This is a genomic window from Halobaculum sp. MBLA0147 (genome assembly GCF_041361345.1).
Classification (GTDB): Archaea; Halobacteriota; Halobacteria; order Halobacteriales; family Haloferacaceae; genus JAHENP01.
This window is the reverse complement of sequence record NZ_JBGKAD010000001.1, coordinates 2,174,912-2,191,411: the sequence shown is the minus strand read 5'-3', so window position 1 is coordinate 2,191,411 and position 16,500 is coordinate 2,174,912. Positions and strand designations below refer to the sequence as shown.

17 protein-coding genes are annotated in these 16,500 nt (G+C 67.5%); 6 read left to right on the top strand and 11 right to left on the bottom strand.

Going from position 1 to position 16,500, the window contains the following annotated elements; all coding sequences use genetic code 11:
* Window positions 1-169 precede the first annotated feature (169 nt).
* Window positions 170-1,570, bottom strand: a complete 1,401-nt coding sequence (locus tag RYH80_RS10480; protein WP_370903817.1) for an aryl-sulfate sulfotransferase — start codon at window positions 1,568-1,570, stop codon at window positions 170-172.
* A 193-nt stretch (window positions 1,571-1,763) separates the two neighbouring features.
* The gene (locus RYH80_RS10475) at window positions 1,764-2,213 is read right to left on the bottom strand and encodes a hypothetical protein (RefSeq protein WP_370903815.1); all 450 of its coding nucleotides are present in this window, start codon (window positions 2,211-2,213) and stop codon (window positions 1,764-1,766) included.
* A gap of 257 nt (window positions 2,214-2,470) precedes the next feature.
* On the opposite strand from RYH80_RS10475, the gene RYH80_RS10470 reads away from it, so the two are divergent.
* From RYH80_RS10470 to RYH80_RS10450, 5 genes are all read left to right on the top strand, one after another.
* Window positions 2,471-3,925 carry an eCIS core domain-containing protein gene (locus RYH80_RS10470; protein WP_370903814.1) on the top strand — a complete coding sequence of 485 codons (1,455 nt, stop codon included), beginning with the start codon at window positions 2,471-2,473 and terminating at the stop codon, window positions 3,923-3,925.
* A 310-nt stretch (window positions 3,926-4,235) separates the two neighbouring features.
* On the top strand, window positions 4,236-4,661 hold the full coding sequence (locus tag RYH80_RS10465) for a hypothetical protein (protein WP_370903812.1): 426 nt from the start codon (window positions 4,236-4,238) through the stop codon (window positions 4,659-4,661).
* On the top strand, window positions 4,658-5,317 hold the full coding sequence (locus tag RYH80_RS10460) for a hypothetical protein (RefSeq protein WP_370903811.1): 660 nt from the start codon (window positions 4,658-4,660) through the stop codon (window positions 5,315-5,317). The genes RYH80_RS10465 and RYH80_RS10460 overlap by 4 nt, the downstream gene beginning before the upstream one ends.
* Complete coding sequence (locus RYH80_RS10455) at window positions 5,314-6,339, top strand: DUF7958 family protein (protein ID WP_370903810.1); 1,026 nt, start codon at window positions 5,314-5,316, stop codon at window positions 6,337-6,339. Before RYH80_RS10460 ends, RYH80_RS10455 begins: the two co-directional genes overlap by 4 nt.
* 161 nt (window positions 6,340-6,500) lie before the next feature.
* On the top strand, window positions 6,501-7,130 hold the full coding sequence (locus RYH80_RS10450) for a hypothetical protein (protein WP_370903809.1): 630 nt from the start codon (window positions 6,501-6,503) through the stop codon (window positions 7,128-7,130).
* A 25-nt stretch (window positions 7,131-7,155) separates the two neighbouring features.
* On the opposite strand, the gene RYH80_RS10445 is transcribed toward RYH80_RS10450, so the two are convergent.
* The gene (locus RYH80_RS10445; RefSeq protein ID WP_370903808.1) at window positions 7,156-8,628 is read right to left on the bottom strand and encodes an NAD(P)/FAD-dependent oxidoreductase; all 1,473 of its coding nucleotides are present in this window, start codon (window positions 8,626-8,628) and stop codon (window positions 7,156-7,158) included.
* Between the two features lie 558 nt (window positions 8,629-9,186).
* Here RYH80_RS10445 and hisF point away from each other — a divergent pair.
* A complete protein-coding gene (gene hisF / locus RYH80_RS10440; RefSeq protein WP_370903807.1) occupies window positions 9,187-10,002 on the top strand; it encodes an imidazole glycerol phosphate synthase subunit HisF in 816 nt (271 codons plus the stop codon).
* Window positions 10,003-10,127: 125 nt separating this feature from the next.
* Here the strand turns inward: hisF and RYH80_RS10435 are convergent, their stop codons facing one another.
* From RYH80_RS10435 to RYH80_RS10400, 8 genes are all read right to left on the bottom strand, one after another.
* Window positions 10,128-10,394 carry an elongation factor 1-beta gene (locus RYH80_RS10435; RefSeq protein ID WP_370904702.1) on the bottom strand — a complete coding sequence of 89 codons (267 nt, stop codon included), beginning with the start codon at window positions 10,392-10,394 and terminating at the stop codon, window positions 10,128-10,130.
* Window positions 10,395-10,396: 2 nt separating this feature from the next.
* A complete protein-coding gene (locus tag RYH80_RS10430; protein WP_370903806.1) occupies window positions 10,397-10,582 on the bottom strand; it encodes an HVO_2753 family zinc finger protein in 186 nt (61 codons plus the stop codon).
* Window positions 10,583-10,732: 150 nt separating this feature from the next.
* Window positions 10,733-11,995 carry a tripartite tricarboxylate transporter permease gene (locus RYH80_RS10425; RefSeq protein WP_370903805.1) on the bottom strand — a complete coding sequence of 421 codons (1,263 nt, stop codon included), beginning with the start codon at window positions 11,993-11,995 and terminating at the stop codon, window positions 10,733-10,735.
* Window positions 11,996-12,513: 518 nt separating this feature from the next.
* Window positions 12,514-12,858 carry a 50S ribosomal protein P1 gene (gene rpl12p / locus RYH80_RS10420; RefSeq protein WP_370903804.1) on the bottom strand — a complete coding sequence of 115 codons (345 nt, stop codon included), beginning with the start codon at window positions 12,856-12,858 and terminating at the stop codon, window positions 12,514-12,516.
* Between the two features lie 15 nt (window positions 12,859-12,873).
* Window positions 12,874-13,932: a 50S ribosomal protein L10 gene (locus RYH80_RS10415; protein ID WP_370903803.1), complete on the bottom strand. Its 1,059-nt coding sequence runs from the start codon at window positions 13,930-13,932 to the stop codon at window positions 12,874-12,876.
* Window positions 13,929-14,567, bottom strand: a complete 639-nt coding sequence (locus RYH80_RS10410; RefSeq protein ID WP_370903802.1) for a 50S ribosomal protein L1 — start codon at window positions 14,565-14,567, stop codon at window positions 13,929-13,931. The genes RYH80_RS10415 and RYH80_RS10410 overlap by 4 nt, the downstream gene beginning before the upstream one ends.
* 214 nt (window positions 14,568-14,781) lie before the next feature.
* Entirely contained in the window at window positions 14,782-15,204 is a 423-nt protein-coding gene (locus tag RYH80_RS10405) for a DUF5658 family protein (RefSeq protein ID WP_370903801.1), read from the bottom strand.
* The gene (locus RYH80_RS10400; RefSeq protein WP_370903800.1) at window positions 15,201-16,481 is read right to left on the bottom strand and encodes a S8 family serine peptidase; all 1,281 of its coding nucleotides are present in this window, start codon (window positions 16,479-16,481) and stop codon (window positions 15,201-15,203) included. The genes RYH80_RS10405 and RYH80_RS10400 overlap by 4 nt, the downstream gene beginning before the upstream one ends.
* Window positions 16,482-16,500: the final 19 nt, after the last annotated feature.

Sequence of the window (16,500 nt, the reverse complement as noted above, 5' to 3'; positions counted from 1 at the left end):
AGGTGTTTGCGGAACGCGGCCACGCTCGGACGGGTCACTCGGCGGTTCTGCCGTCGAACGGGCACGTCTCGGTCTCGGTTGGGACACACGCGAGAAACTGTCGGACACGATCCACGAACTCACTCCGGCACGTGATCTACGGCCGCACTCCGCCACGTGATCCGCGATCTCACCCGGCCACGCCACGCACGAACTCGACCAGCCGCCGTCGTGCGAGCACGAGTTCGACGAGGCCCCAGGCCAGCGCAACGAGGAGGCCGGCCGCCAGCGACGCGAACGCCCACGAGTCCATCCAGACGGGCTGGACCCACGGGGTGACGTGCGACCACGTCACGGCGAACTCCGTCGCGACGCCGCCGACCGGCGTCCCCGCGAAGGTGTTCTGGACCGTCGCCGCGAAGGTGTTCGTGTCGCCGGTGCCCTCGATCAGGCCCGCACTCCCGGTGAGGCGGTACGACCCCGACACACCCTGGTCGGTCATCGTCGGGCCGTTCGACTCGTCGCCGGTCCCGAGCCGTTCCGCCTCGTAGGCGCCCCAGGTGGCGTAGTACTCCCAGACGATCTCACCCCGTGGCGTCACCTCGATCACGCGGTGGTTCAGCGAGTCCGTGATCAGCGTGTTCCCGTTCGGCAGGCGGTCGGCGTCGCGCGGCCACGACAGCTGGCCGGTGCCGACGGTCCAGATCCGCTCCCACTCTCCGTCGCGTTTCGTGTACTCGACGACACGGTCGTTCTCGGAGTCGGCCACGAGGATCGTCGGGTTCCCCGCCTCGCTCACCAGCCAGTCGGGGTTGTGTTGCTCGAACATCGTCTCGTGGTCGCCGTCCTCGCCGAGTCGCTCCACGATCTCCTTGCTCTCGCGGTCGACGACGATCGCCTGGTCGAAGTTGCGCGGCGACAGGAGGAACCGGCCGTCACCGATCCGGTCCACGTCGTTGACGTGGGTCCAGTCCTCGGAGAAGCCGCCGTCCGTCGAGTTGGGGTAGTGGTTCCGGAACGTCCACTCCCAGACGAACTCCTCGCTCTCGCGGTCGTAGATCACGATCCGGTCGTCGCTGACCTGGGTCTCGTTGTCCCAGTTGCGCATGTTCGCGATCACGAGGTTCCCGTTCGGGAGCATGTCCACGTCGTGGGTGTCCTTCATGTCGAACCGCTCCTTCCAGACGGCTTCCCGCGTCGAGCGGTTCAACTCCATCACCAGCGTCCCCTCGGGGTTCGTCGAGACGACGAGTAAGTTCCCGTTCGCGAGTGGGTCCACGTCGTAGAACCACGTCGCGTCGTACGGCCCGCCGTCGAACACCCAGTTCGTCTCACCCTGCGGGCCCGCAGAGACGACACGCGCGGGCTTCTTCGTCGACCCCTGTCCCTGGAAGTGGAACCCCTGGATCCCGACCACGGTCGCGTTGTCCGCCGGCTGGGTCACCGTCCCCGGCTCCAGCCCGACCTGGCCGGGTGTTCCCCCCGAGTCGGGGGAGAGGGCAGCGACCCCGGCGGGCGCGAACAGCGACACCACCACCAGGAGGGCGAGCCCGCGTGCGAGGCGGCCACGCCCCGGCGTGTCGTCGAACATCTACACGACTGGAGCCGTGGCGTGGTTGAAACGTTTGTGTTCCCGGCGTGGCGGACTGTAGCGGGTCGCGTCGGTGGGGTCGGCGAGACGCGTCCGTGGTTGGATGGGCGGTGGTGCGGAAGTGGCGACAGGGTGGTGCACGGTCGTCACCCAGTGTGACGCCGCCGGTGTCGACCCGTCTCCGGCGTCGGGATCACGCCGTCGGCCGGTCCCCCTCGCGGAGTCGCTCGCTCCAGCCGTCGGGGAGGGTCGGTGTCTCGACGAGTGTGAACTGGAGGCTCGTGAGTCCGTCGAGTACCGTCTCGCGCTCGTCGGGTGTCATCGCGTACTCGTCGCGTGGTGTGCCGACCGGGTAGCGTGGCGCTTCGGGGAGTCTGTCGGGTTCGCCCGTCGCGGCGGCGCGTACGTCGTCGATCGCCTCGGCGACGACGCACAGGAGGTGTTGGAGTTGCGTCGGGGGAACGAAGCCGCTGGCTGCGAGTCTGTCCCGGATCGCCTCCGTCGCGGCGTGGAGTTCCCTACTGCGGTACTGCGGCAGTGGGAGCAAGCGCAGTGTCTCCAGGTGGGTATCGTAGCTGTCGAGCAGTGGCTGTACTTCGGTCGTCCCGTCATCCTTTTCAGACGGAGAATCGTTCGAACACATTGTCGTGGTAGCCCACGACACTGCGGAGGTGGGGTGTTCCAGCACCCTGCCACTTTTTCAGCAGTGACGACCCCGCAGTGTCGTGTCTTGGTGTTGTGCTCGCTGGTTGTTAATAGCTGTGGTTGTGTTGGGATTAGCTGTCAGTGTGTAGTGACTCGCAGTCGTCGCCCAGTGACGGTTGGTCGTGATCTACAACTGAATCCACACTCAGTGGGAAGAATCAAGTTACGAGCAGACACACCAACCGGCAAGGGACGATGGGATACCAGGCACTGCGTGATCGAGGAAAGAGGACCGAGACGGACAGTGACCAGTCCGGCGAGAGCGACGGCCCGCAGCGGTGGCCGTCGCGTGCGGACGTGGGTCCGACTACCGTTGGCCCGACGACGAAGGAAGACATCGAGGAGTACTACGGTCGGGAGATCTCGAGCGTCGACGAACTCCAGGAACTCCAGCGGCTAGAGAAGGGGTACGGCGGGCAGGTTCTCCGGTGGATCGACGAGGGGATGCCCATCGCCGCGATGGGCCACAAGACCAAGATGCAGCGGTTCCGCGACCGGAAGGGGACGCCGATTCCCTGGGACATCGAGCACTTCAACCGGCTCTCGCGGATGGACAACACCGGCAAAGTCAACAGAGACCGGCGTCGTGGTCCCGACGGAGACGCTGGCGTTCCCGACTCCGTGCGTGAGGTGATCTCCTCACCCGGCCGACCGTTGGACACCTCGATCCAGCGTGCCGTCGAAGAGCGGATGGGCGACTCGCTCGGTGACGTACGGATCCACACCGGTCCGAAGGCGGCCGCGGCAGCGGAGCAGATCAACGCGCGGGCGTTCACCGTCGGCAACCACGTCGCCTTCGGCGCTGGCGAGTACGACCCTGAGTCCGCGGAGGGGCAACACGTCCTCGCCCACGAATTAGCGCACGTCCGCCAACAGACAGACGGTGTGGCGAGACTCCCGACGGGCGAGCAGGTCTCCGATCCGGGTCCCGACGCATCGGCGAATCTCGACACCGGTGACAGCGTCGCACTCCTGCTCCAGCGGCGGAAGTACGAGGAGTACAGAGAACTGTTGGAAGCGCGTGAGTCGGCGACCGAGGAGATCGACGCTGCACCAGACGAGAACCTCGCACACCCTGCGGAGGTGACTGGAGACGAGCAGCTGGAAATCGGGGAAATCAGCGACGAAAGAGATCCAACTGCCGATGGGGTGCACCGCGACGTGTTCGAAGCGGCCTACCCAGAACTCTACGATGTCGAGGAACTCGAAGAGAACCTGGTCGGAAACGTTCACCACGCCATCGAACAGCAGATCATTCAACCAGGAGGTAGACCATTCTTCCCAGGACTGCTCTCCCCCCGAGAGATGCACTCCGTCGAGAACCTCAGAGGCATCCCGAACGACGTGCAGGCGGAGTTACACCAGAGTGTCATTCGTGTCGAGTGGAATCGGGTGTACCGAGATGCAGAACTCAGAAAGCTAGAGCGGAAGTGGTCGAGAGCGTATCGAAGACACGTCAGCGACGATCCAGAGGAACTCTCTCCCCGTGAAGCAGCATCCCGTGTCGAGTCGCCAGAGGTTCCCGAAGAGGTGAAGCGACTACGGAGAGAGATCAGAGAGTATCTCTTGGAGAGGGTCGAAGAGTTAGACAGAGAACTCGGACACCACTTCCTCCCGGAGATGTACACGGAGGGATCTGAGAGTGACTGAGTACTTCTACATCGAGCCGGTGTACGTTGACCCGAACAGAAGCGGATACGATCTCGACGGACCCATCGAGTCTCCACACGTAGAGTGGTGGCCCGGTGACGATCTGGTCCAGTGGGAGGAAGGCTACTTGATTACGAAGGCTCTCGGTGACGGGCTCAACGACTCGTCGCTCACCGGGTACGAACTGTCGGACATCTCTGTCGAGACGACCGATCACTTCGAGCACGAGCACCCGAACGAGACTATCCCTCCAGTGTACGGCTTGGAGGTGACTGGGACCGGCTATCGTGACGACTTCGGTATCGGGAACGTGTACGACGAAGAGATTGGGGACTTCGGGGAACGACTGATTCTCTCGACTCGCGTACGACAGCTACTAGAGGAGTACGACATCGGGAACACACACGAACTGGAGCGGATCGAAGACGAGGACGTTCTTCGGCCGGAACTCGGTCTCGAAGAGGTGATCGACCGGTTTCTCGATGACCCGACAGTTCGAAACGAGGCGAGGGTGGTGTGTCGTCTCCTCGAGCACGTCTGGGAACTTCCGCTCGAAGAGGAGACACAACGTGAGGATACGCTGATGGAACTCCTCGATATGCTGACTCACGAGCGGGAGACGGGTTGGGCAATTCAACGAGTGGTAGAGCGAGACGAGCCTCGCCCAGCAGATCAGGACCCCGTGTCGTCCCTGTACGAGATACTGGAGTCCACAGAGGAGGAGACTGAGACGTGAAGAGTTCGAGCCACTCCGAGTGCCCACTGTCGGCGACACACAGTCCGTTCTTCGGTCGCCGCGAGTCGACACCTGACGAGACTGTCACGATCCGCCCGTTCTCTAACGATACGGTAGAGCCGGGTGGACAGACCATCGATACGAACTACTCCCGTACTTCTGAGAGCGTGGGTGATGAGCGACTCGGGATTCAGAAACTCGCCGACACCGAGGTGTACGTCCAGCGAGTCGACAAGACACGTCGTGATCTGCTCCGTGGCGATGTCTCGTTGGACGAGGTCGGAACCGGTCTCGAAGAGGCGGACTTGACCCCTCTGACCACCGACGAAGACGTAGACTCGGAGCGTCTCCGCGAGGCGTATCTGTACGCGGAGTACGCAGTTGCGGCCGGTACCACGAAGACTGTCGTCGACACGTTGACCACCGAGTTCGGCCTCAGTACGGGGCTCGCGTTCGGGATCACGATCGCGGTCGGTGGATCGATCAAGGTGAGTAAGGACAAGCTCAACCGAAGCGACATCTACCTCGTACGGGAAGTGTGTAGAGCACTCGGTGTCGAAGAGCGAGCGAAGGCCTTCTTCGAAACGATCGGCTCCGATGCATTCGAGACCGATGAAGAGCCAGAACAAGCACAGAGTCAGCGAGGAAACCGATGAGAGCAGAGATAACTGGAGAGGGGGAGCAGGTTGTCGGGGTCAGTGTTATCGACCACGCCGACGTAGAGCACCTGATCGATCTCGACAGAACAGGCGAGATCACCGGCTACAAACAGGATGGCTACTCGAAGGGACCATCTGGATACACACACGCCGACAGAATCCGGATCGAACGAGCACAGTACTACGCCCGGTACTACGTCCAGCGGGAACGTGGGTACCCGACGTTCGAGCGCCGCTCGACTCCCGAGTGGCTCGCTCACGTCGTCGGAGCCGTGTTCCTGCTCGACGTCGAGACGTTCGAGCACCACTTCGGCGCCTGCAGACGGCAGTACAACAGTGTGGTGTGTCCGACGGTCGATCCCGTCGTCGACGGTCCGTACCACGACGCCGGTGGCGGGCTCGTCGTCCGTGCGGATCTGTTCACCGGGCTCGACTTCGAGAGCTACCTGGACGACCCACGAGCGTTCGACCCGAGTGACATCGTGGGTGGGGTGACGGACCACTACGACGTACTCGAGGGACTGAGTGAGCGTGTCGAGACGCACCTCGACGGACGCGACCCGATCCTCGAAGTGTCGACCCCGGACGTGTTCTACCAGACGCGAGAGGAGACGGGTGTCGAGGAGGCGACGGCCGGGGAGCGAACACACGCGCGAGACGAGCCTACAGACGCTCGGCTCCAACTCCTCCCACCGGAAGTGACTCTCGACGAGCCACTGTCGGCAGGTGTCTTCCAGGGGATGGTGTTACACCACCTCACCTGTCAGGTCCGAGACGCGTACCTCCGACTGGGAGTCGAACCACCCGACCCGTTCCGCGTGCTCGGACACGGCCTGTTCAGACAGACGATCCGCTACCAGCACACCGAGTTCTACGACCGGTACGATCTGACGGACGCCGAGATCGACGGGTACCGAGCACCTGGAACGGCCGGCGACGTGAGTGACGAGTGGCTGTCGGGTGTGGGACCGCTGGACCGAGTGCGACGGAGAACCGGTTCGGGTCACTCCGAGCGGTGATCGAACGTGCACTGTTCGGCCAGTGAGTCGCGCCGAACGGTGGTCGACTACGTGGGCCGACGACCCGACGAGCAGAACCGACGGACGGGGACGATCCCTCGCTACACTCACAGTACCATCGGTGAGGGAGTAAAGACGATCTGTCGGTTAACCACGGAGATATGAGCGACGAGAGCGACTCCTTCGAGTGGTTGATAGACGACGCTCGAGAGCGAGCGACGGAGGGACTAGAGCACGTTCGACGTGGTGAGAGTGTCGAACAGCACCTCGCCGACACTGTCGCCGCGATCCAAGACCTCCGCTACGTCGGCGAGTGGCGGGCGCAGACTGGACGGGACGGGTCGGAACTGGTCTCTCCGAGCGCGGAGTTCGCTCGCGACCTCGACCGAATCACTAGCAAGCGAGAACTGGCTGTCGAAGACGTACTAGTCGAGCGGATCGAGAGGTTACTCCGAGACATCCCCGACGACGTACACACCGCGTTCTGTCTCGACCCAGTCGGTATCGAGACATCGCACGCGCTGTCGCGGAGGGGCGGGATCGAGTACGCACTTCAGTTCCTCTCTGCCGACGAGGTTCCGGATCGACTACGTGGACGTATCGAGGGTGTGGACGCAGTACTGTACCAGAAGTACACACACGAGTGTCCCACCCACAGAGACGAACTCGACGTGGTGGCCGTCGACTACTATCCGGACGACTTCTGGTGGCGACACCCCGAGCAGTTCCGCCCCGAGAACGAGGGCCCACACGTCGACTCGTGGCACGAACAGACCGGAGAGGCCGAGTGACGGCGGATCGTCTCTCGTCGCCCACTCACTCGCGGCGCTCGTCGATCAGGTCGGCACACTCGTAGCCGGCGAGGACGGCGCCGTTCGTCGACCGCTCGGGGTACTGTGCCTCGGAGGCCATCCCGGCGTAGTACAGTCCCTCCGCGACCTCGTCGCCGAGGTCGTACGGCACCACGAGATCCAGGTACCCACACTCGTAGATCGGGGCGGCGCGGGGGGCGCGAGCGAGCTGGAACGACTCCACGCTCGCGCGGTCGAACGACGGGAACAGGTCCTCGACACCCGCGAGCCACCGCTCTTCGACCTCGTCGTCGTCGGCCTGCCAGAGCCACGCCGACTCGTCTTGGACGTAGCTGGCGAGGTACAGGAGGTGGTCGCCGCCGTAGCGTTCCGGTGGCACGAAGTTCGTGTGTTCGATCAGCGCGCCGAACGGGGCGTCGTCGGCGACGTTGAGCCAGTAGGTGTCGGTGAGTCCCTCCGAGAGCGTGACGACGGCACAGACGGACGCCTGGAAGTCCACCTCGCAGGGGTACCCCGTCAGCGACTCCAACACGTTCGGCATCGTCGCCACGACGAGGTCGTCGACCGACTCCGTCACGGTCTCCGTCGCCGGCGGACCGCCGGAGCCGGTCGACCGCGCGTCGGGGCCACCGGAGCCGGCCGCGCCGGTGTCGACCGCGCCGGTGTCGGTCGCGTCGGTATCGACACCGCTGCCGTCGGCCGCACTCGCCCCGCCGTCGGCAGCGACGGGCTCGGTCGCTCGCTCGACGGTGATCGAGTCCACGGCGCCGTCGTCCGTCGCGAGGTCGGTCACGCGGGCGTGTGTCTCGACGTTCTCGCGGCCGACGGCGTCGATCAGGGCGTCGAGGAACGTCCGGAACCCGCCCTCGAAGTAGCCGAGGATCTCGCCGCGGAGGAGGTCGCGTTCCCCGCGGAACTTGATCCGGCCGAGGAGCCACGCGGCACTCACGTCTGCCTTCCGGGAGCCGAACTTCGCCTCCAGCAGTGGGTCGAAGAAGGTCTCGTAGACGTTCTCCGTGGTGTGTTCGCGGGCGAACTCGACGGCGGTCTGGTCCTCGAAGTCTTCGAGTCGTTCGTAGGTGTCGAACGACGGGACGCCGCCGCGCACGTCCACGTCGAGGGTGAGCATCCCGAGTCGGAAGGTGTCGTAGAGGCTCCAGTAGGGGAACGCGAGCAGTTGCCACGGGGTGTCCATCGGGTGGACGGTGCCGTCGACGTAGTAGGCGTTCTCGCCGACGCGCCACTCGACGCTGTCGCCGACGCCGATCTCCTCGGCCAACTCGACGATGGTCCGTTCGTTCTTCGAGAGGTGGTGGTAGAACTGTTCGATGTCGTCGCCGCTCGTCTCGTAGGTGCGTGCGAGTCCACCGAGTGCCTCGGGACCGCCGGCCTCGTAGACGGTGACCTCGTAGCCGCGTTGTTGGAGTCGGTAGGCGGCCGCGAGGCCGGCGAGGCCGCCGCCGACGATTCCGATCATTGGAGGCAGTGGGCGGGGACGGGCAAAGTCGCTTGTGGAACTGCCGACCGGGAGCGCCCCGACAGTCCTCGCCACGCCGGGTGGTCGACCGTGGAGACGCGCCCGGGACGTCGTACACCAGCGGTGTACCGTGTCGCAGGCGCGTGTCGTCCCGCGCCACAGGCAGTGTCCCCGACACGGGGTCGGCGGAGAGACGGGACGACGACAGAGGTGGGGACGGTGACGAGTCGAATCGGTGTGGAACGGTGCCGAGGCGGTGCGGGGCGGTTGCGGCGGCGGTCGCGGAGCGGAGTGGTGTGGGGCGGTCGCGGTAGCGGAGGCGGCATGGGGTGGTCGCGGTAGCGGAGGCGGTGCGGGGCGGTCGCGGTAGCGGAGGCGGTGCGGGGCGGTTGCGGCGGCGGTCGCGGCACCGCAATCCACCGCGAGCGCGCCGAACGGCGCGCTCGCGGCCCTTTTTGATCGAGCTTTTTTCCTCGGGTGGCGCGCGCTGCGCGCCACCCGAGGAGTGAAAAAGGTCGGTCGAAACCGACAAACCGCACTCCCGCAAACTTTCTGCCAGTGACACTCACGAAGCGTATCATCCCGTGTATCGACGTGGACTTGGACGACGACGGGAACGCCGCCGTCTACACCGGGGTGAACTTCGAGGACCTCCAGTTCACCGGGGACCCGGTGGAGATGGCCAAGAAGTACAACGCGGCCGGCGCAGACGAGTTCGTCTTCCTCGACATCACCGCCAGCGCGGAGGGCCGGGCGACGATGCTCGACACGGTCGAACGGGTCGCCGACGAGGTGTTCATTCCGTTGACGGTCGGCGGCGGCATCCGGACGCGCGAGGACGTGAAGGAGACGCTCCGTGCGGGCGCGGACAAGGTGTCGATCAACTCCGGCGCCATCGCTCGTCCCGAACTGATCGACGAGGGGGCGGCGGCGTTCGGGAGTCAGTGTATCGTCATCAGCGTCGACGCGCGGCGACGGTTCGACGAGCAGGGGGAACACTACGTCGAGGTCGGCGGGGAGTCCTGTTGGTTCGAGTGTACGGTGAAGGGTGGCCGCGAGGGGACGGACCTGGACGTGGTCGAGTGGGCGAGCGAGGCGGAGTCGCGCGGTGCCGGCGAACTGTTCGTCAACTCCATCGACGCCGACGGGACGAAGGAGGGGTACGACGTCCCACTGACGAGCGCCGTCTGTGACACCGTCTCGACGCCGGTGATCGCCTCCTCGGGGTGTGGTGGTCCGGAGGACATGTACGAGGTGTTCACCGAGGCCGGCGCGGACGCCGGCCTCGCGGCCTCCATCTTCCACTTCGACGAGTTCGGGATCGGCGAGGTGAAGCGGTACCTCGACGAGCGTGGCGTGTCGGTTCGGCTGTAGGACACCACCACACTCGACGCCGTCTCGCTGGAGCGCTGACCGCGACGCCGACGACGAACGAGAACCGCGACGCTCTTCGACGACGCGTGACGCGAGAGAACGAATCTGCGGTGTCTCGGACCGACTCAGAGACGGCCGACGCTCTCGACGGACACCGACTCGACGTTCTCGACCTCGGCGAAGGCCTCCTCGACGGCCTCCGTCCCGCCCTCGTCGTCGGCGACGACGACGGTCGGGAGCAGTGCGACGAGCCCGAAGGCGACGTCGTCACGGTCGAAGCCGGTGATCTCGGCACCCTCCGGCAGGGCCTCTTCGAGGGTCTCCTGGAGCGCGTCCAGGTCGATCTCCGGGCTCTCCGGCATGACCTTCAGCTGGGCGGCGACCTTCCCCATCGTCACGGCCCCCTGAACCCACAGCTGGGACACTCGTAGAGCTTGCTCTGCTTCCGGCAGGTCGCACACCGGTCGATGCCGGTTCCACACTCGGGGCAGTCGAACGACGCGGCCGAGAGGCCGGCGACGTTGATGCCACAGGAGACGCACCGGCGCTCGGCGCGCTCCGCTTGTTCGGCGTCGCTCATACTCCGAACGAGCGTGCCGCGGGCTTTAACCGTTGTCTTTCGTACACGGCCCGGACGCCGACACGGCGTCGGGTGCAGACCCACGGAGACCGCTGCTGTCGGGGACCCACGGGAAAGCGATCGACGCGACGGACCGGTCGGCCGTGCCGGTCACACGCCGAACACGAGTGGTCCGAGCAGCACGCCCATCAGGTGGACGCGTCGGCAGCCGAAGCGCGGCGGGAGGAACCCGACGGCGGTCGCGGCCGCGAACGCGACGAGTCCGGTCACCCCCGCGAACGCGACCGAGAGGCCGACGACGCCGACCAACACGACACAGACCAGTGTCCGCTGTGGGACCCACCGCGCCACGCGGAACGCGGCGTCGCCGAGCCAGAACACGCCCGCGACGCCGACCACTCCCGCGACCGCCGTCGCCGCCAGCAGCGTGGGGAGTCGCCGCGGGACACCGGCGTCGGACATCGCCACCAACACGCCGGAGCGTGGCGTCCCGAGCACGACGAACGCGAACAGCGCGAACGCCGCCGTCGCCGTGTTCGCGCCGCTGGTGGCGACGACGTACTCGCGTGCCGGCGACTCCCCGCGGGTGAACGGGAGCGCGACCACGGACGCGACGCCGGCCGAGACGCCGGGGAGGTAGCCGACCGCCGCACCCGCGCCGGTGCCGGCCGCCGCCGCCACACCGAGCGAGCGCGGCGACAACGCGAGTCGCGCGTCCGCCTGCGGCGGCACACCACCGCCGTCGAGCGCGTCCAGCAACACGGGGGCGCCGAACAGTCCCGCGAACAGCGGCGTGAGTGTCCCGCCCGCGGCGACGGGTGCCGTGGGCGTCGTCTCCGGCGTCGCGGCGCCCAGCCCGGCGGCGAGACAGAAGGCGGCCGCCCCCGCCGCGCGACGGCGCCACGTCGTCTCCGTGGCGATGGCGAGCACGACGACCGCGCCGAGCACGAGTGGGAGGTGTGGGCGGAGTCGCGGGTACAGGTCGGCCGCGACGGCGGTCAGCGGCACGGCGACCGGCACCGCGACGAGCAGCGCCGCCCCGCTCCCGACCGCCGACAGCCGGAGTGCCTCCCGTCCACGACCGCCCAAGACGAGTTCGTGACCGGGGAGCGCACTCGCCGCCATCGCGGCGTCCGGGACGCCCAGCGCCAGCGAGGGGACCACGTCGAGGAACGTGTGCACGACCCCGGCCGCGAGCATCGCACACCCCAACGGGAGCGGCGCGAGTCCGAGCCGCGGGGCCGCCGCGAGCAGCAACACGGCGAGGTTGTTCGCGTGCAATCCGGGGAGGAGCCCGCTACAGAGCCCGAGCGCACAGCCGCACAGCGTCGCCGCCGCGAGCGGCCCGCCGGCCGCACCGCTCCCGACGGAGGGCAGGACGGCGACGAGAGACGCGACGAGCGACGGGGACACGTGCCCACTGGTCCCGGTTCCATACTTGAGGGTACGGGTACCCTCCTGGGTGGTGTTCAGATAAGCCGACGATTGCGGGTGGCGCGCGAGAAACGCGCGAGGGAGGAGCGAGCGAAGCGAGCGACGAGGCTGGGGAGGGTGAGGCGCTGTGCGGGGCGGATTCGGGCGGGACTGGAAGGGGCGAGGGGATCGCGTTCACTTCAGTCGTCTCGGCGGCCCCTATCGCGCCGAACGGTGCCGAGAGGCGCGATATGTCACCGAGCGACCGCGATCCCCTCGGGGCTTCCTGAGTGATAGTCTCGTCTGACTACTCATCCTTATCTGAACACCGCCCCCTCCCGGTGTCGTTACTCGCCGGGTCGCGTCTGCAGTTCCGACCGGCTCGGGGGAGTCACGTCGTCATCACTCGCCGGGTCGCGTCTGCAGTCCCGACCGGCCCGGGAAGGTCACGTGGTCGCCACTCGCCGGGTCGCGTCGAAAGAAGTCGTGTCCGTGCGGATCGAGGGTGTGACTGCCGATCAGCCGAACAGCTCGCCGAGCCCTTCGCCGGCGTCGCCGTCGTCCTCGTCGTCGTCCTCGGCGTCGGCCTCCTCGGCCTCCTCCTCGGCGTCGTCGTCCTCGTCGTCCTCGTCGGCCGCGTCGGCCTCGGCACCACCGGCGGCACCGCCGGCTGCTGCGGCCGGTGCGGCGGCCGCCGACTCGACGGCCTCCTCGATGTCGACGTCCTCGAGGGCCGCGGTCAGCGCCTTGACGCGGGACTCCTCCACGTCGACGCCCGCCGCCTCCAGGATGCCGGTCACGTTCTCTTCGGTGATCTCTGCGCCAGTCTCGTTCAGGATGAGTGCTGCGTAGACGTACTCCATCGTTGATCCTCCGTGTCAGTCTCCGAACATGTTACCCAGGCCGGCGGCACCGTCGTCGTCGCCGTCGTCCTCGGTGTCGTCTTCGTCGTCCTGTGCCTCGTCGGCGTCTGCCTCGTCGGCGTCCGCCTCGTCGTCGTCTCCCGCGTCGTCGGCCGCGTCTGCGGCCGCCGGCGCGTCGAGGTCCCGGAGTGCCTCCGGGAGCGCGTCCTCGTCGTCGATCTCCGCGGCGATGGCCCGGACCTGTGCGTCCGCCTTCGCCACGAGGTCGGGCATGATCGCCTCGTCCTCGATGGCCGCGAACACGCCGAGGCCCTTCGCCTCGTTGGCGGCCTTGCCCAGCAGGGCACCGGCCGTCTGCGCGGTCGGGTACGCGGCGTTGATCGAGAGGTTCCGCCCCGCTGCGGCGGCCGCCTCCACGTCCGCGCGGTACTCGTCGACGTCGATCGCCAGGTCCTCTGGGTCGAACGACACGCCGTCGGCGACGACGGCACGGAGGTCGAGTCCGACCTCCTTCGGCTCGATGCCGAGTTCGCCCAGCACGTTCGCCATGTCTGCAGACACCTCGTCGCCGGCCTCGGCGACGACGGAGTCCGACAGCACCTGGATCGACCCCTCCTGGATCCGCGCGTCTGCGCCGATCTGCTGGAGTTCACCCACGAACGGCCCCGGGTCGACACCGGTGTCGCCCTCGGGGATCACGATCTCGTTGGGCGCGATCTCCCCCGCACCGATCGGCGCGGAGGTCTTCGACGCCTCCAGCTGCTGGTAGAGTCCGAACGGGTTGTCGTTCGTGCCGATCAGCCCGACGTGGCCCGTCATGTGCCCGGCGAGCTCGGCGACCTCTCCGCCGACCTCTTCGAGTGCGCGGACCGTCAGGGTGTTGCGGCTCATCCGCAGCGCGGCCTGCCCGTGCAGTTCGCGGCGCATGTCCTGCAACTGTCGGCTCGGGATGCCCGTGAGGTCCACCACACCGACCGCGTCGTACGACTCGACGAAGTCGACGAGCTCGTCGACCTCGCGGCGCTTCCACTCGGGGACGTTCGCGGTCTTGTGGGTGGTCTCGGCGTCGCTCATGCGGGCACCTCCACGGCCGGTCCCATCGTCGTCTTGACGTAGACGCTGTCGATGTTCAACGGCCCCTTCTCGAGGTCCGCCTCCAGCCGACGGAGGATGACGCCGATGTTGTCGGCGACGTCCTCCGCGTCCATCTCCTCGGCACCGACACGCGTGTGGAACGTGCGTCGGTCACCGGACCGGAGCTGGACCGTGTTGGTCATGCGGTTGACGGTCTCGACGACGTCCTCGTCGACGCCCAGCGGCGTCGGCATCTTCCCACGGGGACCGAGGATGCGACCGAGGTTCGACGCCACGTCTTGCATCAGCGCCTCCTCGGCGACGAAGAAGTCCGTCTCCTCCGCCAGGTCCTTGGCGCGGTCCTCGTCGTCCGCGAGGTCCGCGAGGTCGTCGCCCGACAGCACCTCGTCGGCGACGTCTTCCGCACGGAGGGCGGTCTCGCCCTCCGCGATCACGACGATGGAGGTCTCCTGACCGGTACCGGCCGGCAGGACGACCTCCTCGTCGACACGATTCGACGGGTCGTTCAGATCCAGATCGCGCAAGTTGACTGCGAGGTCCACGGTCTCCGTGAAGTTGCGACCGGGGGCCTCCTCGAGCGCCTGGGAGACTGCGTCTTCGATTGAATCTGCCATCTTTCACCTCCGTAGTACGCAGGAACGCTCCTACGGGTCAGTGAAACAGGCGGATGCCTGTCTCGTCGGAAACGTCACGGACGAGCGTCTTAAGACCGTCGAACGGCGTTCGGCCGTGTGACGCCCTCACGAAGAGGCGACGAGCGGTGTCGCCGTGGCGCCGTGCCGCTGCGTCGCCGTGGTGCCATGCCGCCGCTCCGCTGCCACGCCGCTCTCACAACAGACTCTCCCCGAGCACGATCACGGCGACGTTGTTGGCGAACACGAGGAGTCCGGCGGCGACGAGCAGCCCGAGCCACACCTCGACGACCAGCGCGTAGTACGGTCGCACGCGCGGCGGCGTCCGCCGCAGCGTCGCCACGACGCCACGGAACCCGACGGCGGCGACGACCGCGGCGGCGACGTTGACGGCCGCGACCGCGAACACCGACCGCGCGAGTAGGTGCCGGACCAGCGGGTTCCCCTCGTAGGCGACACCGACCGCCGCCGCCGCGTACGCCGTCGTCAGTGTGTCGACGGTCGTCAACAGGAACAACGCGACCGCGACCCACTCCCAGTACTCCGCGATTCGGTCGCCGAGCGGCCGCTCCGGGAGCCACCCGTCACCGTCGGCGGCGCCGTGTGAGGTGTCGGTCACGAGGGTCCTCCGGCGGTCACGTTCTCTGCCCGCGCCACCGCCTGGTCGGGGTCGACCCGGTCGTAGCGGCCGTCTGCGGTCTCGCGGAGGATCTCCTCGACGCGTGTCGGCGCCACGCCGTCGCTGCCGGCGTGTGCGACCATCGTACTCACGGTGCCGGCGACGACCGGCGCGGCGGCGGAGGTCCCCTCGAACCGCCCCGCGGCGTCCGTGTCGACCGTGTCGATCGCGCTCACGTCCTCGCCGTCCGAACTGTACGGTTCGACGCGGCCGGCGTCCGTCACGGCGCCGACGGAGACGACGCCGTCGACCGTCGCCGGCGGGAGTGCGCTCCCCGTCGCCGTCGTGTGGCCCAACTGCGTCCGCGCCGCGAACAGGTCGACGGTCCCGGTACCGCCGTGGCCGTACACCCGGACGTAGTACTCGCCGCCCGACAGCCGGGTGTCGACGGCCTCGACGCGCCCGGCGTCGCGGGTCGAACTGGCGACGAGTTCGTCCGGCCCGTCCGGCACGCGCCGGTAGACGTAGAGGTCGTAGTTCGCGTCACTCTCCCAGTAGAGACGGAGTGTCACGCGACCGTCCGTGATCCCCTCACCGAGTGGGTTCCGGGTGGCCCCCGACCGGTCGAACGCGGCCCACCCGGGGTCGCTCACGCGACCGCGCCAGTGCCGCTCGGCGTAGTTGCCCGCCGAGGTGACGAACACGGCACCCTCCCCGGCGGCGCGGCCGGCGACGCGCTCGAACTGCCGCAGGGCGTCGTCCGTCCGCGGGAAGTAGCTCCCGGCGTCGACGATCACGTCCACGTCGTTCGCCAGCAGCCAGTCGACGGCCGTCGCGTACCGGTCGGGCGTCGGACTGGCCCCGACACTCGCGAGGTAGAGCCGGGCCGAGGGACTCCGTTCGGCGACGATCTCGGCGACCGCCGTGTCGTGACTCGTCTCACTCGTCCGCTGGAGGCCGAACGGGCCACCACCGAGTCGCCTGTGCCCGTCGACGCGTCCCGCCACGGAGGCGTGGTCCGGATCGAAGGCACTCCCGACGACGCCGACACGGACCGTCCCGTCTCGTGGTGTCGCACCCGTGGTGTCACCCACGCGCGGCCCGTCGGCACCGCCGACCGACGCGGTGTCACCGGCCGCGAAGGTGTGGAGTTCGTCCGGGAGGAACCGGTCGTCGCCGACGGCCGTCGTCCCGTCGACCACCCCGGCGGTCGCGGTGCTACACACCAACAGCGCGACGAGGATCACTCCCTGTACCTGCCGCCGCCCGGCGGTCACGCCCCGCCGACCGGCGTGC

What these genes read in the sequence shown, in the direction of transcription:
- RYH80_RS10480 (WP_370903817.1), bottom strand. Translation starts at nt 1,570, where the DNA reads ATGTTCGACGACACGCCGGGGCGTGGCCGCCTCGCACGCGGGCTCGCC.
- RYH80_RS10475 (WP_370903815.1), bottom strand. Translation starts at nt 2,213, where the DNA reads ATGTGTTCGAACGATTCTCCGTCTGAAAAGGATGACGGGACGACCGAA.
- RYH80_RS10470 (WP_370903814.1), top strand. Translation starts at nt 2,471, where the DNA reads ATGGGATACCAGGCACTGCGTGATCGAGGAAAGAGGACCGAGACGGAC.
- RYH80_RS10455 (WP_370903810.1), top strand. Translation starts at nt 5,314, where the DNA reads ATGAGAGCAGAGATAACTGGAGAGGGGGAGCAGGTTGTCGGGGTCAGT.
- RYH80_RS10450 (WP_370903809.1), top strand. Translation starts at nt 6,501, where the DNA reads ATGAGCGACGAGAGCGACTCCTTCGAGTGGTTGATAGACGACGCTCGA.
- RYH80_RS10445 (WP_370903808.1), bottom strand. Translation starts at nt 8,628, where the DNA reads ATGATCGGAATCGTCGGCGGCGGCCTCGCCGGCCTCGCGGCCGCCTAC.
- RYH80_RS10435 (WP_370904702.1), bottom strand. Translation starts at nt 10,394, where the DNA reads ATGGGGAAGGTCGCCGCCCAGCTGAAGGTCATGCCGGAGAGCCCGGAG.
- RYH80_RS10430 (WP_370903806.1), bottom strand. Translation starts at nt 10,582, where the DNA reads ATGAGCGACGCCGAACAAGCGGAGCGCGCCGAGCGCCGGTGCGTCTCC.
- rpl12p (WP_370903804.1), bottom strand. Translation starts at nt 12,858, where the DNA reads ATGGAGTACGTCTACGCAGCACTCATCCTGAACGAGACTGGCGCAGAG.
- RYH80_RS10415 (WP_370903803.1), bottom strand. Translation starts at nt 13,932, where the DNA reads ATGAGCGACGCCGAGACCACCCACAAGACCGCGAACGTCCCCGAGTGG.
- RYH80_RS10410 (WP_370903802.1), bottom strand. Translation starts at nt 14,567, where the DNA reads ATGGCAGATTCAATCGAAGACGCAGTCTCCCAGGCGCTCGAGGAGGCC.